Consider the following 18,603-nt stretch of genomic DNA (forward strand, 5'->3'; position numbering starts at 1 on the left):
CGTGCACGGTCACCGATGCCGACCACTGCCGGAGGACCCCAGGTGCACGCGCAGCAGCGCCACGACCCGCTCGGCGTCCACCCGCAGCGCCAGGGCCGGCAGACGGAGCACCGTCTCGCCGGCGCGGCTCACCTCGGCGGCCCGGAGGAGGTCGTCGTACCAGCCGCGCACCNCCGCGACGTCCGGGGTGGTGCGCCGGCGCCAGGCCGGCTGCGCGAGGACGGCCAGGACGACGGCCGCCCCGAGGGCGAGCGACCCGGCGCCGAGGGCCGCGGCCGGGCCGCCGAGCTCGACGACGACACCGGCGACCGCGGTGCCGGCCGCGCCGCCGGCGACCGTGGCCGTCGACAGCCAGGCCTGGCCCTCCGCCCGACGGCCGTCGGGGCTGAGGGCGTCGACGAGCGCCTGCAGGAGGATGAGGACCGGGGCGATGAGCAGGCCGGTCACCAGCAGCACGGGCAGCAGGACGGCGAGCGGGGGGCCGCCGTCCGTCCGGAGCAGGAGCGCGAGCGCGCCCAGGCCCGCGGCGAACCCGGCCAGCAGCACGGGCACCCGGCGGCGCTCGGTCGGCGAGCCCGGCAGGACGCCGTAGACGAGTCCGCCCGTGACGCTGCCGCCGGCGATCGCCGCGAAGAGCAGCCCGAGGCGCGACTCGTCCCGGAGCACCTCGCGCGCCGTCGCCACGAGGGAGGTGTCGACGAAGCCGAAGGCCACGGCCATGACGAGCCCGACGACGAGCGCGGCGGCGAGCGCGGCGCCCAGGAGGGCGCGAGGCGGTCGCGGGCCGTCCTCCCCGGACAGCGGGCCGTCCACGGGCGGCGCCGCCTCCGGAGGACGCCGCGCGGGCTCGGTGGCCGCGTAGAGCAGGCCGCCGGTGGCGTGGAGGGCGGCGGTCACGAGCAGCGGCCCGGCCGACGGCGTGCGCGGCAGCAGCAGGCCGAGCAGCAGCGGGCCCAGGACGAAGGCGGCCTCGACGGCCGAGGCGTCGAGGGCGTACCCCGTCCGCCAGCGCTCGCGGGGGAGGACGGCGCGCCACGTGACGCGCATCGCCGCGCTGAAGGGAGGCGCGGTGGCCCCGGCGGCCAGGGCCAGCGCGAGGACGGGTGCGAGCCCGGCCCCGGAGGCCGCCACGAGCGCGAGGGCCGCCAGCAGCGCGGCGCTCGTCGCGACGGCCGGGGCGACGACGCGCGCCTGGCCGACCCGGTCGATGGCACGGCCCCAGACCGGGGACCCGCCGCCCACGCCCACCGCGTACACGCCGGCGACGAGGCCGGCGAGGGCGTACGAGCCCGTGCTCTCCTGCAGCAGCAGGACGACGCCCAGCGGGGCCATGGAGACGGGGAGCCGGGCGAGCACCGCGGCGGCGAAGGGACGGGCCACGCGGCCGTCGCGCAGCACCTCGACGTAGGCGCCGCCGCTGCCGGGGGCGCTCGTCACCCGCAGACCCTACGGCGCCGGCCGTCGCGGCCCTCGTGGGCGTCCCGGCGGCCGGTGCCCCGGGCGTCGGTGCCGTGACCCGGCCGCGGGCACGTCGTCCCGCCGCGGGTGCGGACCTCGGACCAGTCCGACCGTGCGCCCGCTCCGAACGGGGGTGCACGGCCACGGCGGCGGTGGGACGAGGAGGCAGCGTGGACACGACGTCGCCCGCAGGCGTGGGACGCGTCCTCCCGGAGCCGGTGCGCCGGCACCTCGTCGTCCGGTGCCGCTCCGCCGGCCTGTCGGCGGCGCGCGACCTGGTGGGTCGCTGCTGCCGGCTCGCGGGGCTCCGCGACGAGGCGGAGCAGGTCGCCGTCCTGCTCGCCAGCGAGGTCGTCACCAACGCGGTCGTCCACGCGGAGACCGACGCCCGGCTGTCGGTGCTGCTGGCCGACCACCGTGTCCGGGTGGAGGTGGCGGACGGGAGCCCACGGCGCCCCCTCGTCCGGGCCTGGACCGACGACGGCGGCACGGGCCGCGGGATGGCCCTGGTCGAGGCGCTCGCCAGCCGCTGGGGGGTGGACCCCTCGCCGTCGGGGAAGATCGTCTGGTTCGACGTCGTCGACCCCGCGCCCTGCCCGACCGCGGGCCGCGGCTCCGTCACCCCCCGGTGACCGGGGCCGACGTCGGCCGCGGTCGGCGGAGGGCGGTGCCGCGGACCAGGGCTGCCTAGGTCCGGGCTGCGCGGCTCAGGGCCGCACGGCTCAGAGCTTCATGAGCCGCCTGTTGTTGGCGACGCGCACGAGACCCTGGGAGAAGCGCACGGTGACCTGGGCGTCGCCCTCGGTCGAGACGACGCGGCCGAGGCCGTGGACGTCGTGGTTGACGCGGTCGTCCACGTCGTAGTGCTCCACCGGCGGGGCGACCCGCTCCGCGAAGGGGCTCGTCTTGAGGTGGCGGCGGGGTGCGGAGGTTGCCATGCACCCAGTGTCACCCCGGCGGGCGCTGCTGGGAACCACCTGACCGGGTCCGGCGCTCAGCGTGACCGGGTCGGTCCTGGCCGACCCGGTGGTGACGCCGTGGTGGGCCGGTGGGGTGGACCCGGTGGGTGGACCCGGTGGTGCACCCCGGCGCCGGACCTGTCCTCCCGGCCGCTCCGGTGGCAGCATCACCGGCGTGAGCGACGGCGCGCCACCCCCGCCGGCCCCGGCCGGGAGGCCGCTGCGCGTGGCGGTGGTCGGCTCCGGGCCGGCCGGGGTGCACACGGCCGGGACGCTCGTCGCGGCGGGCCTGCCCGACGGGGTCCGGGTGGACGTCCTGGAGCGGCTGCCCGTCCCGTTCGGCCTCGTGCGCTACGGCGTGTCGCCCGACCACCCGGACATGAAGGCGGTCACGTCGACGCTCGCGGACGTCCTCGACCACCCGGACGTCCGGCTCGTCGCCGGCGTGGACATGGGCCGGGACGTCACGCTGGACGAGCTGCGCGCCGCCTACGACGCCGTCGTGCTCGCGACCGGTGCCAGCACCGACGCCCCCCTGGAGCTGCCCGGCGTCGACCTGCCCGGCTGCTGGGGCGCGAGCGAGCTCGTGGCCTGGTACCAGGGCCACCCCGAGGCCCCGCGGACGTGGGACCTCTCGGCCCGCGAGGTGGCGGTGCTGGGCGTGGGCAACGTGGCCCTCGACGTCGCCCGCGTCCTCGCCCGGCCCGCCCGGGACCTGCTGGCGACCGAGGTCCCGGCCGCGGTGCACGAGGGGCTGGCCGGCTCCGCCCTCACCGACGTCCACGTCGTCGGCCGGCGCGGACCGGAGCACGCCCGCTTCTCGCCCCTGGAGCTGCGCGAGCTGGGCGCGGTGCCGGACGTCGACGTCGTCGTCGACCCGGCGGACCTCGTCCTCACGCCCGAGGGCGTCGAGCACCTCGCCGGCGACCGCCGTGCCCGGCAGGTGGTCGAGGCGCTGCAGGGCTTCGCCGAGCGCGGGACCACGGGCGCCCCGCGGCGGGTGCACCTGCGGTTCTCCCGTGTCCCCGTCGAGGTGCTCGGCCGCACCGAGGGGCGCGTGACGGGTCTGCGCACGCACCGCGCGCACGCCGGGGCGGCGGGGGTGGTCGAGGACCTCGCCGTCCAGGCGGTGTACCGCGCCGTCGGATACCGCAGCAGGCCGCTGGCCGGAGCGCCCTTCGACGCCGGCCGCGGCGTCGTCCCGAACGAGGCGGGACGGGTGCTCGGCGCGGACGGCGAGCCGCTGCCCGGGCTCTACGTCGTCGGCTGGGCGGGCACCGGGCCCGTGGGCCTCGTCGGGCACACGCGGAAGGCGGCCCGCGCGACCGTCGCGAGCCTGCTGGAGGACGTCGCCCGGGAACCCGCCGCCGCCGCGTCCGCGGCCGACCCCCTGGACCTCGTCGACCGGCTGCGGGCGGGCGGCCTGCACGTCGTCGACCTCGACGGCTGGCGCGCCATCGACGCCGCCGAGGTCGCCGCCGGCGCCGCGGTGGGCCGACCGCGGGTCAAGCTCGTCGAGGTCCAGGAGCTCCTGGCCGCCGCGCGCCGCGAGGGCCGCGCCTGAGCCCCGCCCGAGCCGACCGCCCGAGCCGACCGCCCGAGCAGACCGCCCGAGCAGGCCGCCCAGGGCACGTCGGCGCCGGGGCGCCCGTGCGCCACCCCGGCCCCCGTGGGCAGGATGGCGGGGCAGCGGGGCACACCGTCCGGACGGGTCGCGGGAGGTCGTCGTGAGGGTCGCGGTCGTCGGGGGCACGGGGCGCGTGGGGCGCCCGCTGGTCGAGGTGCTGCGCCGGGCGGGGCACGACCCCGTCGCCGTGGCGCGCTCGACGGGTGCGGACGTCGTCACGGGCCGGGGGCTGGACGGCGCGCTCGCCGGCTGCGCGTCCGTCGTCGACGTCAGCGGGCCGTCGTGGCTGTCGGCCCGCGCACCCCGCGACCTCGAGCGGTTCTTCGCGGCCGGCACCGACCGCGTCGCCGCGGCGGCGCGCCGGGCGGGGGTCGAGCACCACGTCGTCCTCTCGGTGGTCGGGCTCGACCGCATCGCCGGTCCGCCGCTGTTCGCCGGGAAGCGGGCGCAGGAGGAGCGCGTCCGCCGCGGGGCCGTGCGCACCACGGTCGTGCGGGCGACCCCGGCGCACGAGGTCGGGGCCGACACCGCCGCGCTGACCCGGGACGGCGCCTCGGCGCGCGTGCCCCCGCTGCTGCTGCAGCCGCTCGCGGCGGCCGACCTCGCTGCGCTGCTGGCGCGCGTCGCGGTGGGTCCGCCGCGCGGGCTGGTCGAGGTGGCGGGCCCGCGCACCGAGGACCTCGTCGACATGGCCCGCCGCACGCTCGCCGCGCGGCGCGAGCCGCTGGACCTGCACGCCAGCTGGCGGGGCACCCCCTTCGGCGCCGACGCCGCCGGCGAGGTGCTGCTGCCCGGGCCGCGGGCGCAGCTGCTCGAGACCACCTTCGACAGCTGGCTGCTCGACACCTGGGTGCCGGGCTAGGGCGGAACACCGCCGCGCGGGTGGGCGCTGCCCCGTCGTGACCGTCTACGCGCTGCACGAGAACCCCGAGTGGTGGCCGCCCTTCGCCGCGGCGTTCGACGCCGAGGGCGTCGACGTCGAGCAGTGGCTGCTCACGGGCGACGGCGAGCTCGACCTCGGCGCCGAGCCGCCCGTGGGCGTCTTCTGGTCGCGGATGAGCGCCTCCGCGCACACCCGCGGCCACGTGCTCGCGAAGGAGCAGACGCGCGCCGTGCTGTCCTGGCTCGAGGGGTGGGGGCGGACCGTCGTCAACGGCCGGGGCGTCCTGGAGCTCGAGATGAGCAAGGTCGCCCAGCACGCGGCCCTGCGCGCCGCCGGCGTGGACGTCCCGCGCACCAGCGCCGTCCTCGGCCGCGACCGCCTCGTGCCCGCCGCGGAGCGCTTCGCCGCCGAGGGCGGGGGCGCACCGTTCGTCACCAAGCACGACCAGGGCGGCAAGGGCCTCGGCGTCCGGCGGTTCGAGGACCCGCAGGAGCTGCGCGCGGCGCTGGACGCCGGCGAGCTGGAGCCGCCCGCGAACGGTGTCTGGCTGCTCCAGGAGCTCCTGGTCGCCGCCGAGCCGGCGGTCACGCGCACCGAGATCGTCGCCGGGGAGCACGTGTACTCGGTGCGCGTCTCGACGGCGCAGGGCTTCGAGCTGTGCCCGGCCGACGCGTGCGCGCTGCCGGGGCAGGAGCCGCTCTTCGCCCTCCGCGAGGGCTACGAGCCGCCCCTCCTGGACGCCTACCGGCGCTTCCTGGACGCCACCGGGACGGCGGTCGCGGGCATCGAGTCGATCGAGACCGTCGACGGGCGCGTCGTCACCTACGACGTCAACACGAACACGAACTACAACGCCGAGGTGGAGGCCGTCGCCCCCCGCTCCGGGCCGCGGGCGATCGCCCGCCACCTCGGGCGGCTCGACGCGTTCCGGGGCTGACGCCGGGATCCGAGGAGGGGACGGCCCTCGCGGGTCCGACGGCGGCGGGACCGGATCCGGGCCGGTGCCGTCCGTCCCCCCTCAGGGCCGGAGCACGAGGCGGACCGGGCTCCCCTCCTTGCTGCCGAGCCGGTCGAGCGCGGTCTGCGCGTCGGCCAGCGGCAGGACGTCGCTCACGGACGCCGAGAAGTCGAGGCGCCCACGGGCGGCGAGGGCCACGAGCTCGGTGACGTGCTGCGGCTCGGAGCCGTAGTGGCCGAGGACCTGCTGGCGCAGGTAGCTGAAGCGCGTGCCGTCGCGGACGGTCAGCGGCGCGTCGGCGAGCCCGACCAGGACGAGGCGCCCGCGGTAGGACAGCGTCGCCAGCGCCTGCTCCCGCACGGCGGGGACCCCCGCGAAGTCGAAGGCCACGGCGAGGCCGGCGCCCCGGGTCTCCCGGCCGACGACGTCGCCGAAGGCCTCGTCGGAGGGGTCGAGCGCCACGTCGGCGCCGAGGGCGAGGGCGCGCTCGCGGGCGACGGCGACGGGGTCGACCGCGACGATCGGCGCCGCCCCGGCCATCCGCAGCAGCTGCACGGCGTGGGCGCCGAGGCCGCCGACGCCCCAGACCCCCACCGCCTGGGCCGGGCGGACCCCCGCCGTCGCGGAGATCGCCGCCCACGGGGTCGAGACGGCGTCCGGGATGATCGCCGCCTGCTCGAAGGGCAGGTCGTCGGGGATCGGGACGAGGGTGGACGCCGTCGCCAGGGCGAGCTCGGCCCAGCCGCCGTCGTAGTCGACGCCCCGGGTGTGGACCGCGCCGCCGCGCTCCTCGCCGGCCTGCAGGAGGACGCGCTGCCCGGGCTCCCAGCCGGTGACCCCCTCGCCGAGGGACTCGACCTCGCCCGCGACCTCGTGCCCCAGCGTGACGACGTCGCCCGGCAGGTGCAGCGGCGTGAGGCTCCCCTCGACGAGGTGGAGGTCGGACAGGCACACCCCCGCGGCGCGCACCCGCACCCGGACCTCGCCGGGGCCCGGCTGCGGCTCGGGGACCTCCTCCACCGAGAAGCTGCGGCTGCTGACGTCCAGTCGACCGGCGAGCACGCCGACCACCTCCTCGCGGGCCGGACCCCGCCTCGTCCACCGGCCACCCGTGCGGGCGCGAGCTGCACGGTCGCACCGGGGGCGACGGGTCGCAGGTCGACGCCGGGTCAGGGGGCCGCCGGCGACAGCCGTCCCGAGGTGCCGCGCCCGCCCGGGCGACCACCGCTCAGGGCCCGCGAGGACCTGCCGATGCACCGGGGAGCGCCCGGCCGCCGCCGGGTCCACCTGCGCCGCCGACCCCGGGAGCCCTCGTGCCGCACCGCCTCGTCACCCGCAGCGACTTCGACGGCCTGGTCTGCGCGGTGCTGCTCCGCCAGGTCGGCCTCGTCGACGAGATCACGTTCGTCCACCCCAAGGACGTGCAGGACGGCGTCGTGGAGATCACCGGGCGCGACGTCCTGACGAACCTGCCGTACGACCCGCGCGCGCACCTGGTCTTCGACCACCACTCCTCCGAGACGCTGCGGCTGGACCTCCGGGGCGCGCCGGCGGGGCGGCCGAACCACGTCATCGACGCCGACGCCCCGTCGGCCGCCCGCGTCGTCTACGAGCACCTCGGCGGCGCCGAGCGCTTCCCGCACGTCTCCGCCGAGCTCATGGACGCCGTCGACCGCGCCGACTCCGCCGCCTACGGCATCGAGGAGGTGCTCGACCCGCAGGGGTGGACGCTGCTCAACGTGCTCATGGACAGCCGTACCGGGCTCGGCCGCTTCCGGGACTTCCGCGTCTCCAACTACCAGCTGATGATGCAGCTCGTCGACGCCTGCATCGAGCACCAGGACGCCGAGGAGATCCTCGCGCTGCCCGACGTCGCCGAGCGGGTCCGGCTCTACCGCGCGCAGCACGAGCTGTTCGTCGCCCAGCTGCGCCGCTGCTCGCGCGTCGTGGGCGACGTCGTCGTCGTGGACCTGCGCGAGGAGGAGGTGATCCACGCCGGCAACCGCTTCGTCGTCTACGCCCTGCACCCCCAGGCCCGGGTCTCCGTCCACGTGATGTGGGGCCGGGAGCGGCTGAACACCGTCCTCGCGGTGGGGAAGTCGATCGTCGACCGCACCTCGCCCGTCGACGTCGGCGCGGTCTGCCTCGCCCACGGCGGTGGCGGCCACCACGCCGCCGGCACCTGCCAGGTGCCGCACGCCGACGCCGAGCACGTCCTCGCCGAGGTCGTCGACGCCGTGCGCGGCGACCGCGCGCCCGTGCCCGCCTGAGGTCGCTGCGGCGGCGGGACCCCGTGGTCCCCCGCCGGTCCCCTCGGCCGGTCCTCGCCGCTGGGCGAGGATCGGGGGATGAGCGCGTCCCCGCCGTCCACGCCGTCCGTCCCCGCCCGCCCGCACGTCGTCACGCCGCCGGACGGTGCCGGTCCCGGGCCGGGGCCGGCGCCCTGGTGGACGAGCGCGGTCGTCTACCAGGTGTACCCGCGGTCCTTCGCCGACTCCGACGGCGACGGGGTCGGGGACCTGCGGGGCATCACCTCACGGCTGGACCACCTCGCCGACCTCGGCGTCGACGTCGTCTGGCTGTCGCCCGTCTACGCCTCGCCGCAGGACGACAACGGCTACGACATCAGCGACTACCGGGCGGTGGACCCGACGTTCGGCACCCTGGAGGACCTCGACGAGCTGACCGCGGCCCTGCACGCCCGGGGGATGCGGCTCGTCATGGACCTCGTCGTCAACCACACGAGCGACGAGCACGCGTGGTTCGTCGACGCGAAGGGCTCGCCGACGAACGAGAAGCGCGACTGGTACTGGTGGCGGGGCCCCCGCGAGGGCATGGCGGCCGGGGCGCCGGGCGCCGAGCCGACCAACTGGCGCTCGCACTTCTCCGGCCCGGCCTGGACGCTCGACGAGGCGAGCGGCGAGTACTACCTGCACCTCTTCTCGCCGAAGCAGCCGGACCTCAACTGGGAGAACCCGGAGGTCCGCGCCGCGGTGCACGCGATGATGCGGTGGTGGCTCGACCGCGGGGTCGACGGCTTCCGCATGGACGTCATCAACATGATCAGCAAGGACGTCGCCGCCGACGGGTCGCTGGCCGACGGACGCGACGCGGACGGCGCGACCGGGCTGGCCGGCGCGGGGGAGCAGTACCTCTGCGGGCCGCGCGTGCACGAGTACCTGGCGGAGATGCACGCCGCCGTCCTCGCCGACCGGCCCGAGAAGCTGCTGACCGTGGGGGAGATGCCCGGCGTGACGGTGGCGGACGCCCGGGCGTTCACCGACCCGGGGCGCACCGAGGTCGACATGGTCTTCCAGTTCGAGCACGTGGACCTCGACCACGACGGCAGCAAGTGGCTGCCGCGCCCGTTCGACCTGCGGGCGCTCAAGGCCTCGTTCGGCCGCTGGCAGGCGGGCCTGGCCGACCGCGGCTGGAACAGCCTGTACTGGAACAACCACGACCAGCCGCGGATCGTCTCGCGCTGGGGGGACGACGCGCCCGAGCACCGGGCGGCGTCCGCGCGCTGCCTGGCCACGCTGCTGCACCTGCACCGGGGGACGCCGTACGTCTACCAGGGCGAGGAGATCGGGATGGCGAACTTCCCGTGGAGCTCGGCGGAGCAGCTGCGGGACATCGAGAGCACGAACCACCTCCGGGAGGAGGTGGCGCAGGGCGCCGACCCCGAGGACGTGCTGCGCCGGGTCGCCGTCTCCAGCCGCGACAACGCCCGGACCCCGGTGCAGTGGGACGCCTCGCCCGGGGCCGGGTTCACGACGGGCGAGCCCTGGATCGCCGTCAACCCCGACCACGAGCGGTGGAACGTCGCCGCGCAGGCGGGCGACCCGGGCTCCGTCCTCGCCCACCACCGGCGCCTGGTGGCGCTCCGGCACGACTGGCCCGTCGTGGCGCTGGGGGACTTCACCATGCTGCTGCCCGACCACGAGCAGGTGTACGCCTTCACGCGGCGGCTCGAGGGCGCCGGCGCGGACGGGGAGCGTCGCGTCGACGAGCTGGTCGTGGTCGCCAACGTGGGCGGCTCGGCGGTCGACCTCGCCGACCTCCTGCCGGAGGCCGTGGGCGCCGAGCTCGTCCTGGGCAGCCCGGGGTCCGACCGGGACGACGTCGACGCCGGCGACCCGGTGCTGCGGCCCTGGGAGGCGCGGGTCCTGCGGACGGGGTGAGGGTCGGCCGCGTGGCCCGGCGCGCGTCCGACGGGGATGTGCGGGTCCCGCTGCACGCGCCCCGGCGCCCGGGTGACACTGGGGAGGGCACCGCGCCCGGCGTCGCCGTCGACGCCGGGGACGCACGAGGTCGGCGGGGCCCACGAGGAGGTGCGCTGAGGTGGTCGAGCCGTCGGGCGGGTCGGCCGGTGGACCCGGTGACGGCCCGTGGGGCGCCCGTCGTGGCGAGGCGTCGGACGCCGGCGAGCTGCTGGACGGCGTCCCCGACCCCTGGGGCGTGCCCTCGGTCGTCCACCTGCGCGCCCGTCGCACGAGCGTCCTGGTCGCCGCGCAGGGCCCCGGGCTGCCGCGGGTCCTGCACTGGGGCGGCGACCTCGGCGAGCTCTCCGTCGACGAGACCGACGCCCTGGCCGCCGCCCTCGCCGCAGCGGGCCCGGACGACGCCGGGGCGGGCGCACCGCTGCTGCCGCCGTCGTCGGACGCCGGCCTCACCGGGCTGGTCCTGCGGGCCCCCGCGGGCGTCGCGGCACCGCGGCCCGTGCTCGCGCGGACCCGGGCGGCGCTGGCGGTGACGGCCGTCGGGCACCAGCGCCTGTCCGTGCGCGCCGCGGACGCCGGGCTCGGCGTCGTCGTCGACCTCGTGGTGGAGCTGGACCCCGCGGGTGTCCTGCGGCTGCGCGCGTCGGCGGGTGTCGAGCCGGGGGGCTCCGTCCTCGTCGGCGGTCTCCACCTCGTGCTCCCCGTCCCCTCCGTCGGTCGCCAGGTCCTCGTCGACGTCGGGGGCAGGCTCCGCCCGGCCGCCACGCGTCGCCCTCCCGCGGCGGGGCCGGACCGCGACGTCCGGCCCAGCGAGGTGCTCGGGGCCGCCGTCGTCTCGACGGCCGGCAGCACCAGCGAGGAGCTGTGGGCGCTGGCCGCGACGACGGTGTCCCGCCGCTCCGAGGCCCGGCGTGCCGGCGACCCGCTCGTGGCCGCCCGCCGGGTGACCGGCGGGGGGCTCGTGCTCACCGGGGGCGAGGACGTCCCCGGCACCCGCGGCGAGACCGACTGGACGACACCCCTGCTCGTCGCGGCGCACGGCCGCACGTGGGCCGACGTGCGGGCGCGCCTGTCCGCCGCCGGGCGCCCGGTGGTCGGCTGAGTCGTCGGCCGGGTCGTCGGCCGGGTCGTCGGCCGGGTCGTCGGCCGGGTCGTCGGCCGGGTCGTCGGCCGGGTCGTCGGCCGGGTCGTCGGCCGGGTCGTCGGCCGGGTCGTCGGCCGGGTCGTCGGCCGGGGCGGCCCGTGCGGGGCGCGGCGGCTCGACCTGGCGGGGTGGTGGGGCCCTGCCTACCGTGGCGGCATGGACGTCGGAGCGCTGCTGCAGGAGGTGCTCGGGCGCGCCCGGGCCCTGGCCCCCTCGGTCGTCGAGGGTCTGGCCGCCGAGGAGCTCGCGCGCCCGCCGCAGGCCGGGGCCAACACGATCGCCTGGCTCGTCTGGCACCAGGCGCGCGTCATGGACGACCACCTGGCCGACGCCGCGGGGCGCGAGCAGGTGTGGACCGCCGAGCAGGACGGGGACAGCTGGGCCCGGCGCCTGGGGCTGGACCTGCCCGCGGAGGACACGGGCTACGGCCACTCGCCCGCGGAGGTGCTGCGCGTGCGCGCGTCGGCGGACCTGCTCGCGGGCTACGCGGACGCCGTCGGGGCGCGGGCCGACGAGGTGGTCCGGGACCTGCGCCCCGCCGACCTCGACCGCGTCGTCGACGAGGCCTGGGACCCGCCGGTGACGTACGGGGTGCGGCTGGCGAGCGTCGCCGCGGACTGCCTGCAGCACCTCGGGCAGGCGGCGTACGTGCGGGGCCTGCTCGGGCGGTGAGCCCGGGCCCGGGCGGCGCCCTCACCCGGGGGAGCGCCGCCGCTGGTCGGCCGGCACGGGCAGGCGCCAGCGCAGGCCGAGCGTCGCAAGGCGCAGGACGACGACGAGGGCCACCCCCGCCGTCGCCGCCAGCAGCCCGTAGACCTCGAGCTCCCACGCGACGGCGACGCCGACCGCCCCGGCCAGTGCGGCGACGGCGTAGAACTGGCCGTCGGACAGCACGAGGGGGACCTCCCGCAGCAGCACGTCGCGGATCACCCCGCCGCCCACGCCGGTGAGGACGCCCAGCAGGCACGCCTGGGGCGCCGCCAGGCCGGCGGCGAGCGCCGTCGCGGTGCCGGACACGGAGAAGAAGCCGAGGCCGAAGGCGTCGGCGACGCGGACCGAGCGCCGCAGCCGGGACAGCCGGGGGTGCAGCCACCACGCGAGCGCCGCGGCGGCGGTCGGGACGGCGAGGTAGCGCCAGTCCCGCAGCGCCAGCGGCGGTTCCGTGCCGAGGATCACGTCGCGGACGAGGCCCCCGCCGATCGAGGAGACCATCGCCACGACGACGAGCCCGATGACGTCGAACCGGGCGCGGACCGCCGCCAGCGCCCCGGCGAGGGCGAAGACGAAGACGCCGGAGAGGTCCAGGACGAGCGAGAGCACCGTGGCGTCCACCCGGCGGAGGCTAGGGGCCCCCGGGGACGGGCCGGGGCGCCGCCGCTGCGGCGGTCCGCCGGTCGTGGCACTGTCACGGCATGCGCGCCCGCCTCCTCGCCCGTCCCGCCGCCCTGCTCGTCCCGATGGTCGTCCTCGCCGCCGGCTGCAGCGCCTCGGACGACACCGGCACCGAGACCCAGGCGTCCATCGAGGCGCAGGCGCCCACCCAGTACGAGGTGGTCTCCGAGGAGGAGACCGACGACGGCGACGACATCACCGTCACCGTCGAGATGACCCCGCAGGAGATGGGGGTGCAGGCGCTCGTCGCCGAGCTCCAGGAGACGCGCACGGACGACGGCGTGTACCGGCTGACGGTGCTGTGCGTGAACGACGACGCCGAGCTGGCCACCGCGACCTGGGCCCAGGGGGACGCCGCGCTGGAGGAGACCGGGCTCGCGGAGGGCGACATCGACACCGACGTCAACACCGACGCGAGCTGCGAGGTCTGAGCCGTCCGACGCCCGACCGGTCCTGCCGCCGACCGCCCGTCGTCCCCGAACGCCCGCTTCTCCTGACCGTCCTCTGCTCCTGACCACCCGACCCACCCACCTCACCGTCGAGGAGGACGCCGTGCCCGAGGCCGTCGTCGTGTCGCTCGCCCGCTCGCCCATCGGCCGCGCCGGGAAGGGGGCGCTCGCCGGCGTGCGCGCCGACGACCTCACGGCGCAGGTCGTCCGGTCGGCCCTGGAGCAGGTGCCCGAGCTCGACCCGGCCTCGGTCGACGACCTCCTGCTCGGCTGCGGGATGCCCGGAGGGGAGCAGGGCTTCAACATGGCGCGCGTCGTGGCCGTGCTGCTGGGGCTGGACGGCGTCCCGGGTGCGACCATCACGCGGTACTGCAGCTCGAGCCTGCAGACCACCCGGATGGCGATGCACGCGATCCGGGCCGGCGAGGCCGACGTCGTCGTCTCCGCGGGCGTCGAGGTCGTCAGCCGCTTCGGGGCCGGCTCGTCCGACGCGCCGCCGGCGGACGCCCCCGCCGCGACCGCGAGCGGGACCAACCCCTGGACCAACCCCCGCTTCGACGAGGCCCGCGCCCGCACGGCGGGGCGTGCCCGCGGCGGCGCCCCGGCGTGGCGCGACCCGCGCGGCGACGGCCTCCTGCCGGACGCGTACGTCGCGATGGGCCAGACGGCCGAGGACGTGGCCGCGGCCTGCGGCGTCACCCGGGAGGAGCAGGACGCCTACGCGCTGCGGTCCCAGCAGCGCGCGGCCGCCGCCGTGGAGTCGGGCTTCTGGGCGCGGGACATCACGCCCGTCGTCCTGCCCGACGGCTCGGTGATGGACGCCGACGAGTCCCCGCGGCCGGGCACGACGGCCGAGGCGCTCGCCGGCCTCCAGCCCGTCTTCCGGCCCGACGGCACCGTGACGGCCGGTAACGCCTGCCCGCTCAACGACGGTGCCGCGGCGCTCGTCGTCATGAGCGACGTCCGCGCCCGCGAGCTCGGCATCACGCCGCTGGCGCGCGTCGTCTCCACGGCGGTGACGGGGATCTCGCCCGAGGTCATGGGCCTCGGACCCGTCGAGGCGAGCCGCCGGGCGCTCGCGCTGGCGGGCCTGTCGGTCGGCGACGTCGACCTCGTCGAGCTCAACGAGGCCTTCGCGGCGCAGGTGGTCGCCTCGGCCCGGCAGCTCGGCCTGGACGAGGACCGCCTCAACGTCCACGGCGGCGCCATCGCCGTCGGTCACCCCTTCGGGATGACGGGCGCCCGCATCACCTCGACGCTGCTGCACGGCCTGCAGGAGCGGGACGCCACGATCGGTCTCGAGACGATGTGCGTCGGCGGCGGCCAGGGGATGGCGATGGTGCTGGAGCGCCTCTCGTAGGCCGGCGACGACAGCCGGTCGCGACGCCCGGCCACGACGACCGGCCGTGTCGACGGACCGCATCGCGGGCCAGCGCCCCGCCGGCGTCCCCCACCTGGTGTGATGCCGTCCCGTGAGCGCCTTCGACGACGTCCTTGCCGGCAACGCCGAGCACGAGCGGACCTTCACGGACACGGGGATGGCCGGGCGTGCAGCGCGCGGTCTCGGCCTGGTCATGTGCATGGACTCGCGGATCTCGCCCCTCGACATGCTCGGGCTCCGGCCCGGGGACGCCAAGATCCTGCGGAACGCCGGGGCACGGGTGACCGACGACGTGCTGCGGACGCTCGTGCTGGCCGTCCACCTCCTCGGCGTCGAGAGGGTGCTCGTCGTCGCGCACACCGACTGCCGGATGACGAAGGCCACCGACGAGCAGGTCCACGCGACCATCTCCGAGGCCGCCGGGATCGACACCCGCAGCCTGGAGTTCCGCACCATCCCCGACCAGCGGGCCACGTTGGAGCACGACGTCCAGCGCGTCCGGAGCTCGCCGTACCTGCCCGCGGGGCTGCCCGTGGCCGGCGCCGTGTACGACGTGCGCTCAGGGCACCTGGAGGTCGTCGTCCCCGAGGCGTGAGCGCGCCCGCCCGGGTGCACCCGGGCGGGTCGCGACGGACGCGGTCGAGCACGGGTCCTGGGTACGGGCAGCGCAGCGGGGCGGTCGTGGGGTAGACCTGCCCCGTGGCGATCGTCGTGGGCACCCCGTCCGAGCTGCTGGCGCGCGCCGGCGAGGACCTCGGGGCGAGCCGCTGGCTCGAGGTCCCGCAGGCGGACGTCGACGCCTTCGCCCGGGCCACGCACGACGAGCAGTGGATCCACGTGGACGCCGAGCGCGCGGCGGCCGGGCCCTTCGGGACGACGATCGTCCACGGCTACATGAGCCTGTCCCTCGTCGTCCCCCTCAGCCACGACCTCCTGCGCGTCGAGCGCTCCTCGATGGTCCTCAACTACGGGCTCGACCGGGTGCGGTTCCCCGCCCCGCTGCCCGTCGGCTCGCGGGTGCGGCTGACGGGGTCGCTCGCCTCCGCGACCGAGGTCGCCGGCGGCGTCCAGGTCGTCCTGTCCCTGCTCCTCGAGCGCGAGGGCGGTGACCGCCCCGTGCTCGCCGCGGACGTGGTCTTCCGCCACCTGGACTGAGCAGCGGCGGTCGGCGTGCCGCGGCAGAGCGGTCGGGGCCGACCCGCGCCCCGTCGGGGCACGGGCCCGACGGGGGACGGGGGCGACGGCGCCGCCTGGGACCTCCTCGAGGTGGCCACCGCGCTGGTGGGGGCGTCGACCCACGCGGAGGTCGTCCGACGCGTCCTCGGCGCGGGGCTCCCGCTGACCGGGGCCACCGGCGGCGCCGTGCTCCTGCGCGAGCCCGACCGTGCGCCCGCCGACGCGCCCGCGGACGGGCGGGCGGTTGGGCCTGCGGACGGGCAGAGGGGCGGCGCCTCCCGCGGACCCGGGCTCCGTCGGTGGGTCGGGGAGGGCGCCGGTGAGCTCCTCGACGTCGGGGACGGGTGCGCCGGCGCACGGGCCGCGGCGACGGGCCGTGCGGTGGCGGCCGTCGAGCCGGGGGACGTCGACCGCCTCGCCCCCGGCGTCCGCGCGGCGGCGGTGGCCGCGCTCCCGCTGCGCTCGGGCGGCGAGGTGGTCGGTGCGCTCGAGGCGCGGTGGGACGCGGCGCCGGACGGCCGCGCAGCCGTGCTGCTGGAGGCGCTCGCCGCCGTCGCGGCGCAGGCCGTGGCGCGCGTCGACGCCGACCGTGCCCGCACGCGCGCCCTCGCCGCGGCGCAGGGGGCCGGCGACCGGCTCGCCGTCCTCTCCGAGGTGGGGCGGCTGCTCGCCGCGGTGCCCGGCAGCGCCCCCGGCACGGGCACGTCGCCCCGGGCGGGCGCCGGGGCGGGCGAGGAGGAGGTGCCCGAGCGCGCCGCCGTCGACCGGTCCGTGGGGGCGCTGGCGCGGCTCGTCGTGCCCGCGCTCGCCGACTGGTGCGTCGTCACCGTCGTCGACGACGCCGGACGCTGGCGCGACAGCGGCGCGGCGCACCGTGAGCCCGGGCGCACGCCCGAGGTGGACGGCTTCGCCCGCGCGCTCGTCGCCATGCCGTCGATGGGCTCGGCGCTGGCCGGCGAGCTGCGGTACCGCCGCACCGTCGTCGTCCCGCGCATCTCCGAGGCCGAGCTCGCCGCCGCGCTGCCCGAGCCCGGGGCGGCGGCGGCCTTCCGCGCGCTCGACCCGTGCGGGGTGCTCGTCCTGCCCCTCGGCGTGCGCGACCGGGTCGTCGGCTCCCTGCTGCTGGTGACCGAGACCGCACGGGGCCCGCACACGGGCGCCGAGGTCGAGGCCGCCGAGGAGGTCGCCCGGCGCGCCGGCGCGGCGCTCGACTCCGCCGCGCTCTTCCGCGCGCAGAAGCGCCTCGCCGAGGGCCTGCAGCGCTCCATGCTGACGCCGCCGGCCCGGCTGCCGGGGCTCGACGTCGCCGTCCGCTACGAACCCGCCTCGCGCCGGGCCGAGGTCGGTGGCGACTGGTACGACGTCCTCGTCCAGCCGAGCGGCTCGCCCGTCGTCGTCATCGGGGACGTCATGGGCCACGACGTCGAGGCCGCCGCGGGCATGGGGCAGCTGCGCAGCCTGCTGCGCGGCATCGCCTACACGACCGACGAGCCGCCCGAGGAGGTCCTCGCCCGCACCGACGCCGCCATGGCCGGGCTCGGGCTCGCGACGACGGCGACGGCCCTCGTCGGGCGGCTCGACGACCTCGGCCCCCGGGGGTGGCGTCTCGTCTGGTCCAACGCGGGCCACCCGCCGCCCGTGGTCCTGCGCGCCGACGGCCGCGCCGAGGTCGCGGGCACGGAGCACGACCTGCTGCTGGGGGTCCGGCCCACGACGGTGCGCACCCCGGCCAGCCTGCTGCTGGGGGCGGGTGACGTCCTCGTCCTCTGCACCGACGGCCTGCTGGAGCGGCGCGACCAGGGCCTCGACGTGGGGATCGAGACGTTGCTGCGCGTGCTCGCGCAGCAGCCGGCCGACGTGCGCGCCTCCGCGCAGCGCCTGTGCGACGTCGTCCTCGCGGCGTGCGCGCCCGGGCCGCGCGAGGACGACGTCGCGCTCGTCGCGGTCCGGGTCCGGTGAGCCGGGTCGCGGTCCGCGGCGCTCAGGCGCCCGGCGGGGGCAGCTCGGCGAGGACCGCGACGTCCTCGCGACCCCGTCCGGCCGGGGCGGCGCCGCGCAGCCGCTCGCGGACGCGCTGGAGGGCGTCGGGGAGCGGGTCGGGCCCGTCCGACGCCGCGAGGTCGAGGTCCTTGAGGGCCAGCTCGGCGGGGAAGCCCGCCGGGTAGTCGCCGCTCGTCATCATCGCGGCCTTGCCGAGCGCGTAGGGCATGCCGAGCGGGCCGCCGTCCAGGACGTCGCGCAGGTCGGCCGGGTCGGTCCCGAGCTGCTCGGCGAGCGCCAGGGCGTCGGCCATGGCCGCGGTCGCGGCCGTCATCCAGGCGTTGACGACGAGCTTGAGCGCGCTGCCCTCCGAGCGCCGCCCGAGGTGCTGGATCCGCTGGCCGAGGTCCTCCAGCACGGGCCTGGCCCGGTCGAGCACACCGGCGTCCCCGGCGACGAGCCACGTGAGAGCTCCCTTCCGGGCCGGCTCGGTGCTGCCGGAGACGGGCGCGTCGAGGAAGGCGCGTCCCGCGGCGTCGGCCTGCGCTCGCAGGCGGTTCGCCGCGGCCGGCCCGACGGTGCTCGCCTGCACCCAGACGGCGTCCTCGTCGAGGTGGGGCAGGAACCGCTCGGCGACGTCGGCGACCGCGTCGCCGTCCCGCAGGACCGTGAGGACGACGCCCGCGCCGCGGACGGCCCCGGCGAGGTCGCCGACCGCCCGCACCCCGCCGGCCTCCCGCGCGGCGTCCTCCGCGCGCTCCGCCGAGCGGTTCCAGAGCCGGACGTCGTGGCCCCGCTCGCCGAGCCGTGCCGCCATGGCGGCGCCGAGGAGGCCGGCGCCCAGGACGGTGACGGGCGGGGACGCGGACGGGCTCTGCTCGCTCATGCCCCGATCGTCGTCCCGTCCGGGCGCCGGCGCACCCGTCACGCCGCGTCCGTCGTGCCGGGTCCGTCGTGCCGGGTCGGTCGTGCCGGG

Annotated in this window: 18 protein-coding genes; 13 read left to right on the forward strand and 5 right to left on the reverse strand. The window is 78.0% G+C overall.

The features are described 5' to 3' along the window. Positions 1-9: 9 nt before the first annotated feature. A complete protein-coding gene (locus WDZ17_RS02830; protein ID WP_339573618.1) occupies positions 10-1,437 on the reverse strand; it encodes an MFS transporter in 1,428 nt (475 codons plus the stop codon). A gap of 191 nt (positions 1,438-1,628) precedes the next feature. On the opposite strand from WDZ17_RS02830, the gene WDZ17_RS02835 reads away from it, so the two are divergent. Further along, complete coding sequence (locus WDZ17_RS02835) at positions 1,629-2,090, forward strand: ATP-binding protein (protein ID WP_339573619.1); 462 nt, start codon at positions 1,629-1,631, stop codon at positions 2,088-2,090. 90 nt (positions 2,091-2,180) lie between these two features. On the opposite strand, the gene WDZ17_RS02840 is transcribed toward WDZ17_RS02835, so the two are convergent. Further along, the gene (locus WDZ17_RS02840; protein WP_339573620.1) at positions 2,181-2,396 is read right to left on the reverse strand and encodes a hypothetical protein; all 216 of its coding nucleotides are present in this window, start codon (positions 2,394-2,396) and stop codon (positions 2,181-2,183) included. 196 nt (positions 2,397-2,592) lie between these two features. Here WDZ17_RS02840 and WDZ17_RS02845 point away from each other — a divergent pair, with 196 nt between their 5' ends. The 3 genes from WDZ17_RS02845 to WDZ17_RS02855 all read left to right on the forward strand — a co-directional run bounded on the left by WDZ17_RS02845 (position 2,593) and on the right by WDZ17_RS02855 (position 5,864). Next, positions 2,593-3,981: an FAD-dependent oxidoreductase gene (locus WDZ17_RS02845; protein ID WP_339573621.1), complete on the forward strand. Its 1,389-nt coding sequence runs from the start codon at positions 2,593-2,595 to the stop codon at positions 3,979-3,981. Between the two features lie 163 nt (positions 3,982-4,144). Next, entirely contained in the window at positions 4,145-4,906 is a 762-nt protein-coding gene (locus WDZ17_RS02850; protein WP_339573622.1) for an SDR family oxidoreductase, read from the forward strand. Between the two features lie 37 nt (positions 4,907-4,943). Further along, positions 4,944-5,864 (forward strand): ATP-grasp domain-containing protein, encoded by a 921-nt coding sequence (locus WDZ17_RS02855; RefSeq protein WP_339573623.1) that lies wholly within the window; start codon positions 4,944-4,946, stop codon positions 5,862-5,864. 81 nt (positions 5,865-5,945) lie between these two features. On the opposite strand, the gene WDZ17_RS02860 is transcribed toward WDZ17_RS02855, so the two are convergent. Then, on the reverse strand, positions 5,946-6,956 hold the full coding sequence (locus WDZ17_RS02860) for a zinc-binding dehydrogenase (protein ID WP_422631789.1): 1,011 nt from the start codon (positions 6,954-6,956) through the stop codon (positions 5,946-5,948). 242 nt (positions 6,957-7,198) lie between these two features. Between WDZ17_RS02860 and WDZ17_RS02865 the strand changes: the two genes are divergently transcribed. From WDZ17_RS02865 to WDZ17_RS02880, 4 genes are all read left to right on the forward strand, one after another. Next, positions 7,199-8,155, forward strand: a complete 957-nt coding sequence (locus tag WDZ17_RS02865) for an exopolyphosphatase (protein WP_339573625.1) — start codon at positions 7,199-7,201, stop codon at positions 8,153-8,155. Between the two features lie 78 nt (positions 8,156-8,233). Then, the gene (locus WDZ17_RS02870) at positions 8,234-10,066 is read left to right on the forward strand and encodes a glycoside hydrolase family 13 protein (RefSeq protein WP_339573626.1); all 1,833 of its coding nucleotides are present in this window, start codon (positions 8,234-8,236) and stop codon (positions 10,064-10,066) included. A 160-nt stretch (positions 10,067-10,226) separates the two neighbouring features. Continuing rightward, on the forward strand, positions 10,227-11,207 hold the full coding sequence (locus WDZ17_RS02875) for a hypothetical protein (protein WP_339573627.1): 981 nt from the start codon (positions 10,227-10,229) through the stop codon (positions 11,205-11,207). Positions 11,208-11,405: 198 nt separating this feature from the next. Beyond that, the gene (locus tag WDZ17_RS02880) at positions 11,406-11,921 is read left to right on the forward strand and encodes a mycothiol transferase (RefSeq protein WP_339573628.1); all 516 of its coding nucleotides are present in this window, start codon (positions 11,406-11,408) and stop codon (positions 11,919-11,921) included. Positions 11,922-11,942: 21 nt separating this feature from the next. Here the strand turns inward: WDZ17_RS02880 and WDZ17_RS02885 are convergent, their stop codons facing one another. Then, on the reverse strand, positions 11,943-12,581 hold the full coding sequence (locus WDZ17_RS02885) for a trimeric intracellular cation channel family protein (RefSeq protein WP_339573629.1): 639 nt from the start codon (positions 12,579-12,581) through the stop codon (positions 11,943-11,945). Positions 12,582-12,661: 80 nt separating this feature from the next. Here WDZ17_RS02885 and WDZ17_RS02890 point away from each other — a divergent pair, with 80 nt between their 5' ends. The 5 genes from WDZ17_RS02890 to WDZ17_RS02910 all read left to right on the forward strand — a co-directional run bounded on the left by WDZ17_RS02890 (position 12,662) and on the right by WDZ17_RS02910 (position 17,606). Further along, positions 12,662-13,072 (forward strand): hypothetical protein, encoded by a 411-nt coding sequence (locus WDZ17_RS02890; RefSeq protein WP_339573630.1) that lies wholly within the window; start codon positions 12,662-12,664, stop codon positions 13,070-13,072. Between the two features lie 121 nt (positions 13,073-13,193). Then, the gene (locus WDZ17_RS02895; protein ID WP_339573631.1) at positions 13,194-14,450 is read left to right on the forward strand and encodes an acetyl-CoA C-acetyltransferase; all 1,257 of its coding nucleotides are present in this window, start codon (positions 13,194-13,196) and stop codon (positions 14,448-14,450) included. A 112-nt stretch (positions 14,451-14,562) separates the two neighbouring features. Beyond that, positions 14,563-15,066: a beta-class carbonic anhydrase gene (locus tag WDZ17_RS02900; RefSeq protein WP_339573632.1), complete on the forward strand. Its 504-nt coding sequence runs from the start codon at positions 14,563-14,565 to the stop codon at positions 15,064-15,066. A gap of 104 nt (positions 15,067-15,170) precedes the next feature. Next, positions 15,171-15,626, forward strand: a complete 456-nt coding sequence (locus WDZ17_RS02905; protein WP_339573633.1) for a MaoC family dehydratase — start codon at positions 15,171-15,173, stop codon at positions 15,624-15,626. A gap of 15 nt (positions 15,627-15,641) precedes the next feature. Next, a complete protein-coding gene (locus tag WDZ17_RS02910; protein WP_339573634.1) occupies positions 15,642-17,606 on the forward strand; it encodes a PP2C family protein-serine/threonine phosphatase in 1,965 nt (654 codons plus the stop codon). 22 nt (positions 17,607-17,628) lie between these two features. Here the strand turns inward: WDZ17_RS02910 and WDZ17_RS02915 are convergent, their stop codons facing one another. Continuing rightward, positions 17,629-18,513 carry an NAD(P)-dependent oxidoreductase gene (locus WDZ17_RS02915; protein ID WP_339573635.1) on the reverse strand — a complete coding sequence of 295 codons (885 nt, stop codon included), beginning with the start codon at positions 18,511-18,513 and terminating at the stop codon, positions 17,629-17,631. Positions 18,514-18,603: the final 90 nt, after the last annotated feature.

It is taken from the genome of Pseudokineococcus basanitobsidens (assembly GCF_037482545.1).
Lineage (GTDB): Bacteria > Actinomycetota > Actinomycetes > Actinomycetales > Quadrisphaeraceae > Pseudokineococcus > Pseudokineococcus basanitobsidens.

Excerpts from the sequence above, each read along its gene's own strand:
- WDZ17_RS02890 (WP_339573630.1), top strand. The coding sequence starts at position 12,662 with ATGCGCGCCCGCCTCCTCGCCCGTCCCGCCGCCCTGCTCGTCCCGATG.
- WDZ17_RS02840 (WP_339573620.1), bottom strand. The coding sequence starts at position 2,396 with ATGGCAACCTCCGCACCCCGCCGCCACCTCAAGACGAGCCCCTTCGCG.
- WDZ17_RS02870 (WP_339573626.1), top strand. The coding sequence starts at position 8,234 with ATGAGCGCGTCCCCGCCGTCCACGCCGTCCGTCCCCGCCCGCCCGCAC.
- WDZ17_RS02880 (WP_339573628.1), top strand. The coding sequence starts at position 11,406 with ATGGACGTCGGAGCGCTGCTGCAGGAGGTGCTCGGGCGCGCCCGGGCC.
- WDZ17_RS02915 (WP_339573635.1), bottom strand. The coding sequence starts at position 18,513 with ATGAGCGAGCAGAGCCCGTCCGCGTCCCCGCCCGTCACCGTCCTGGGC.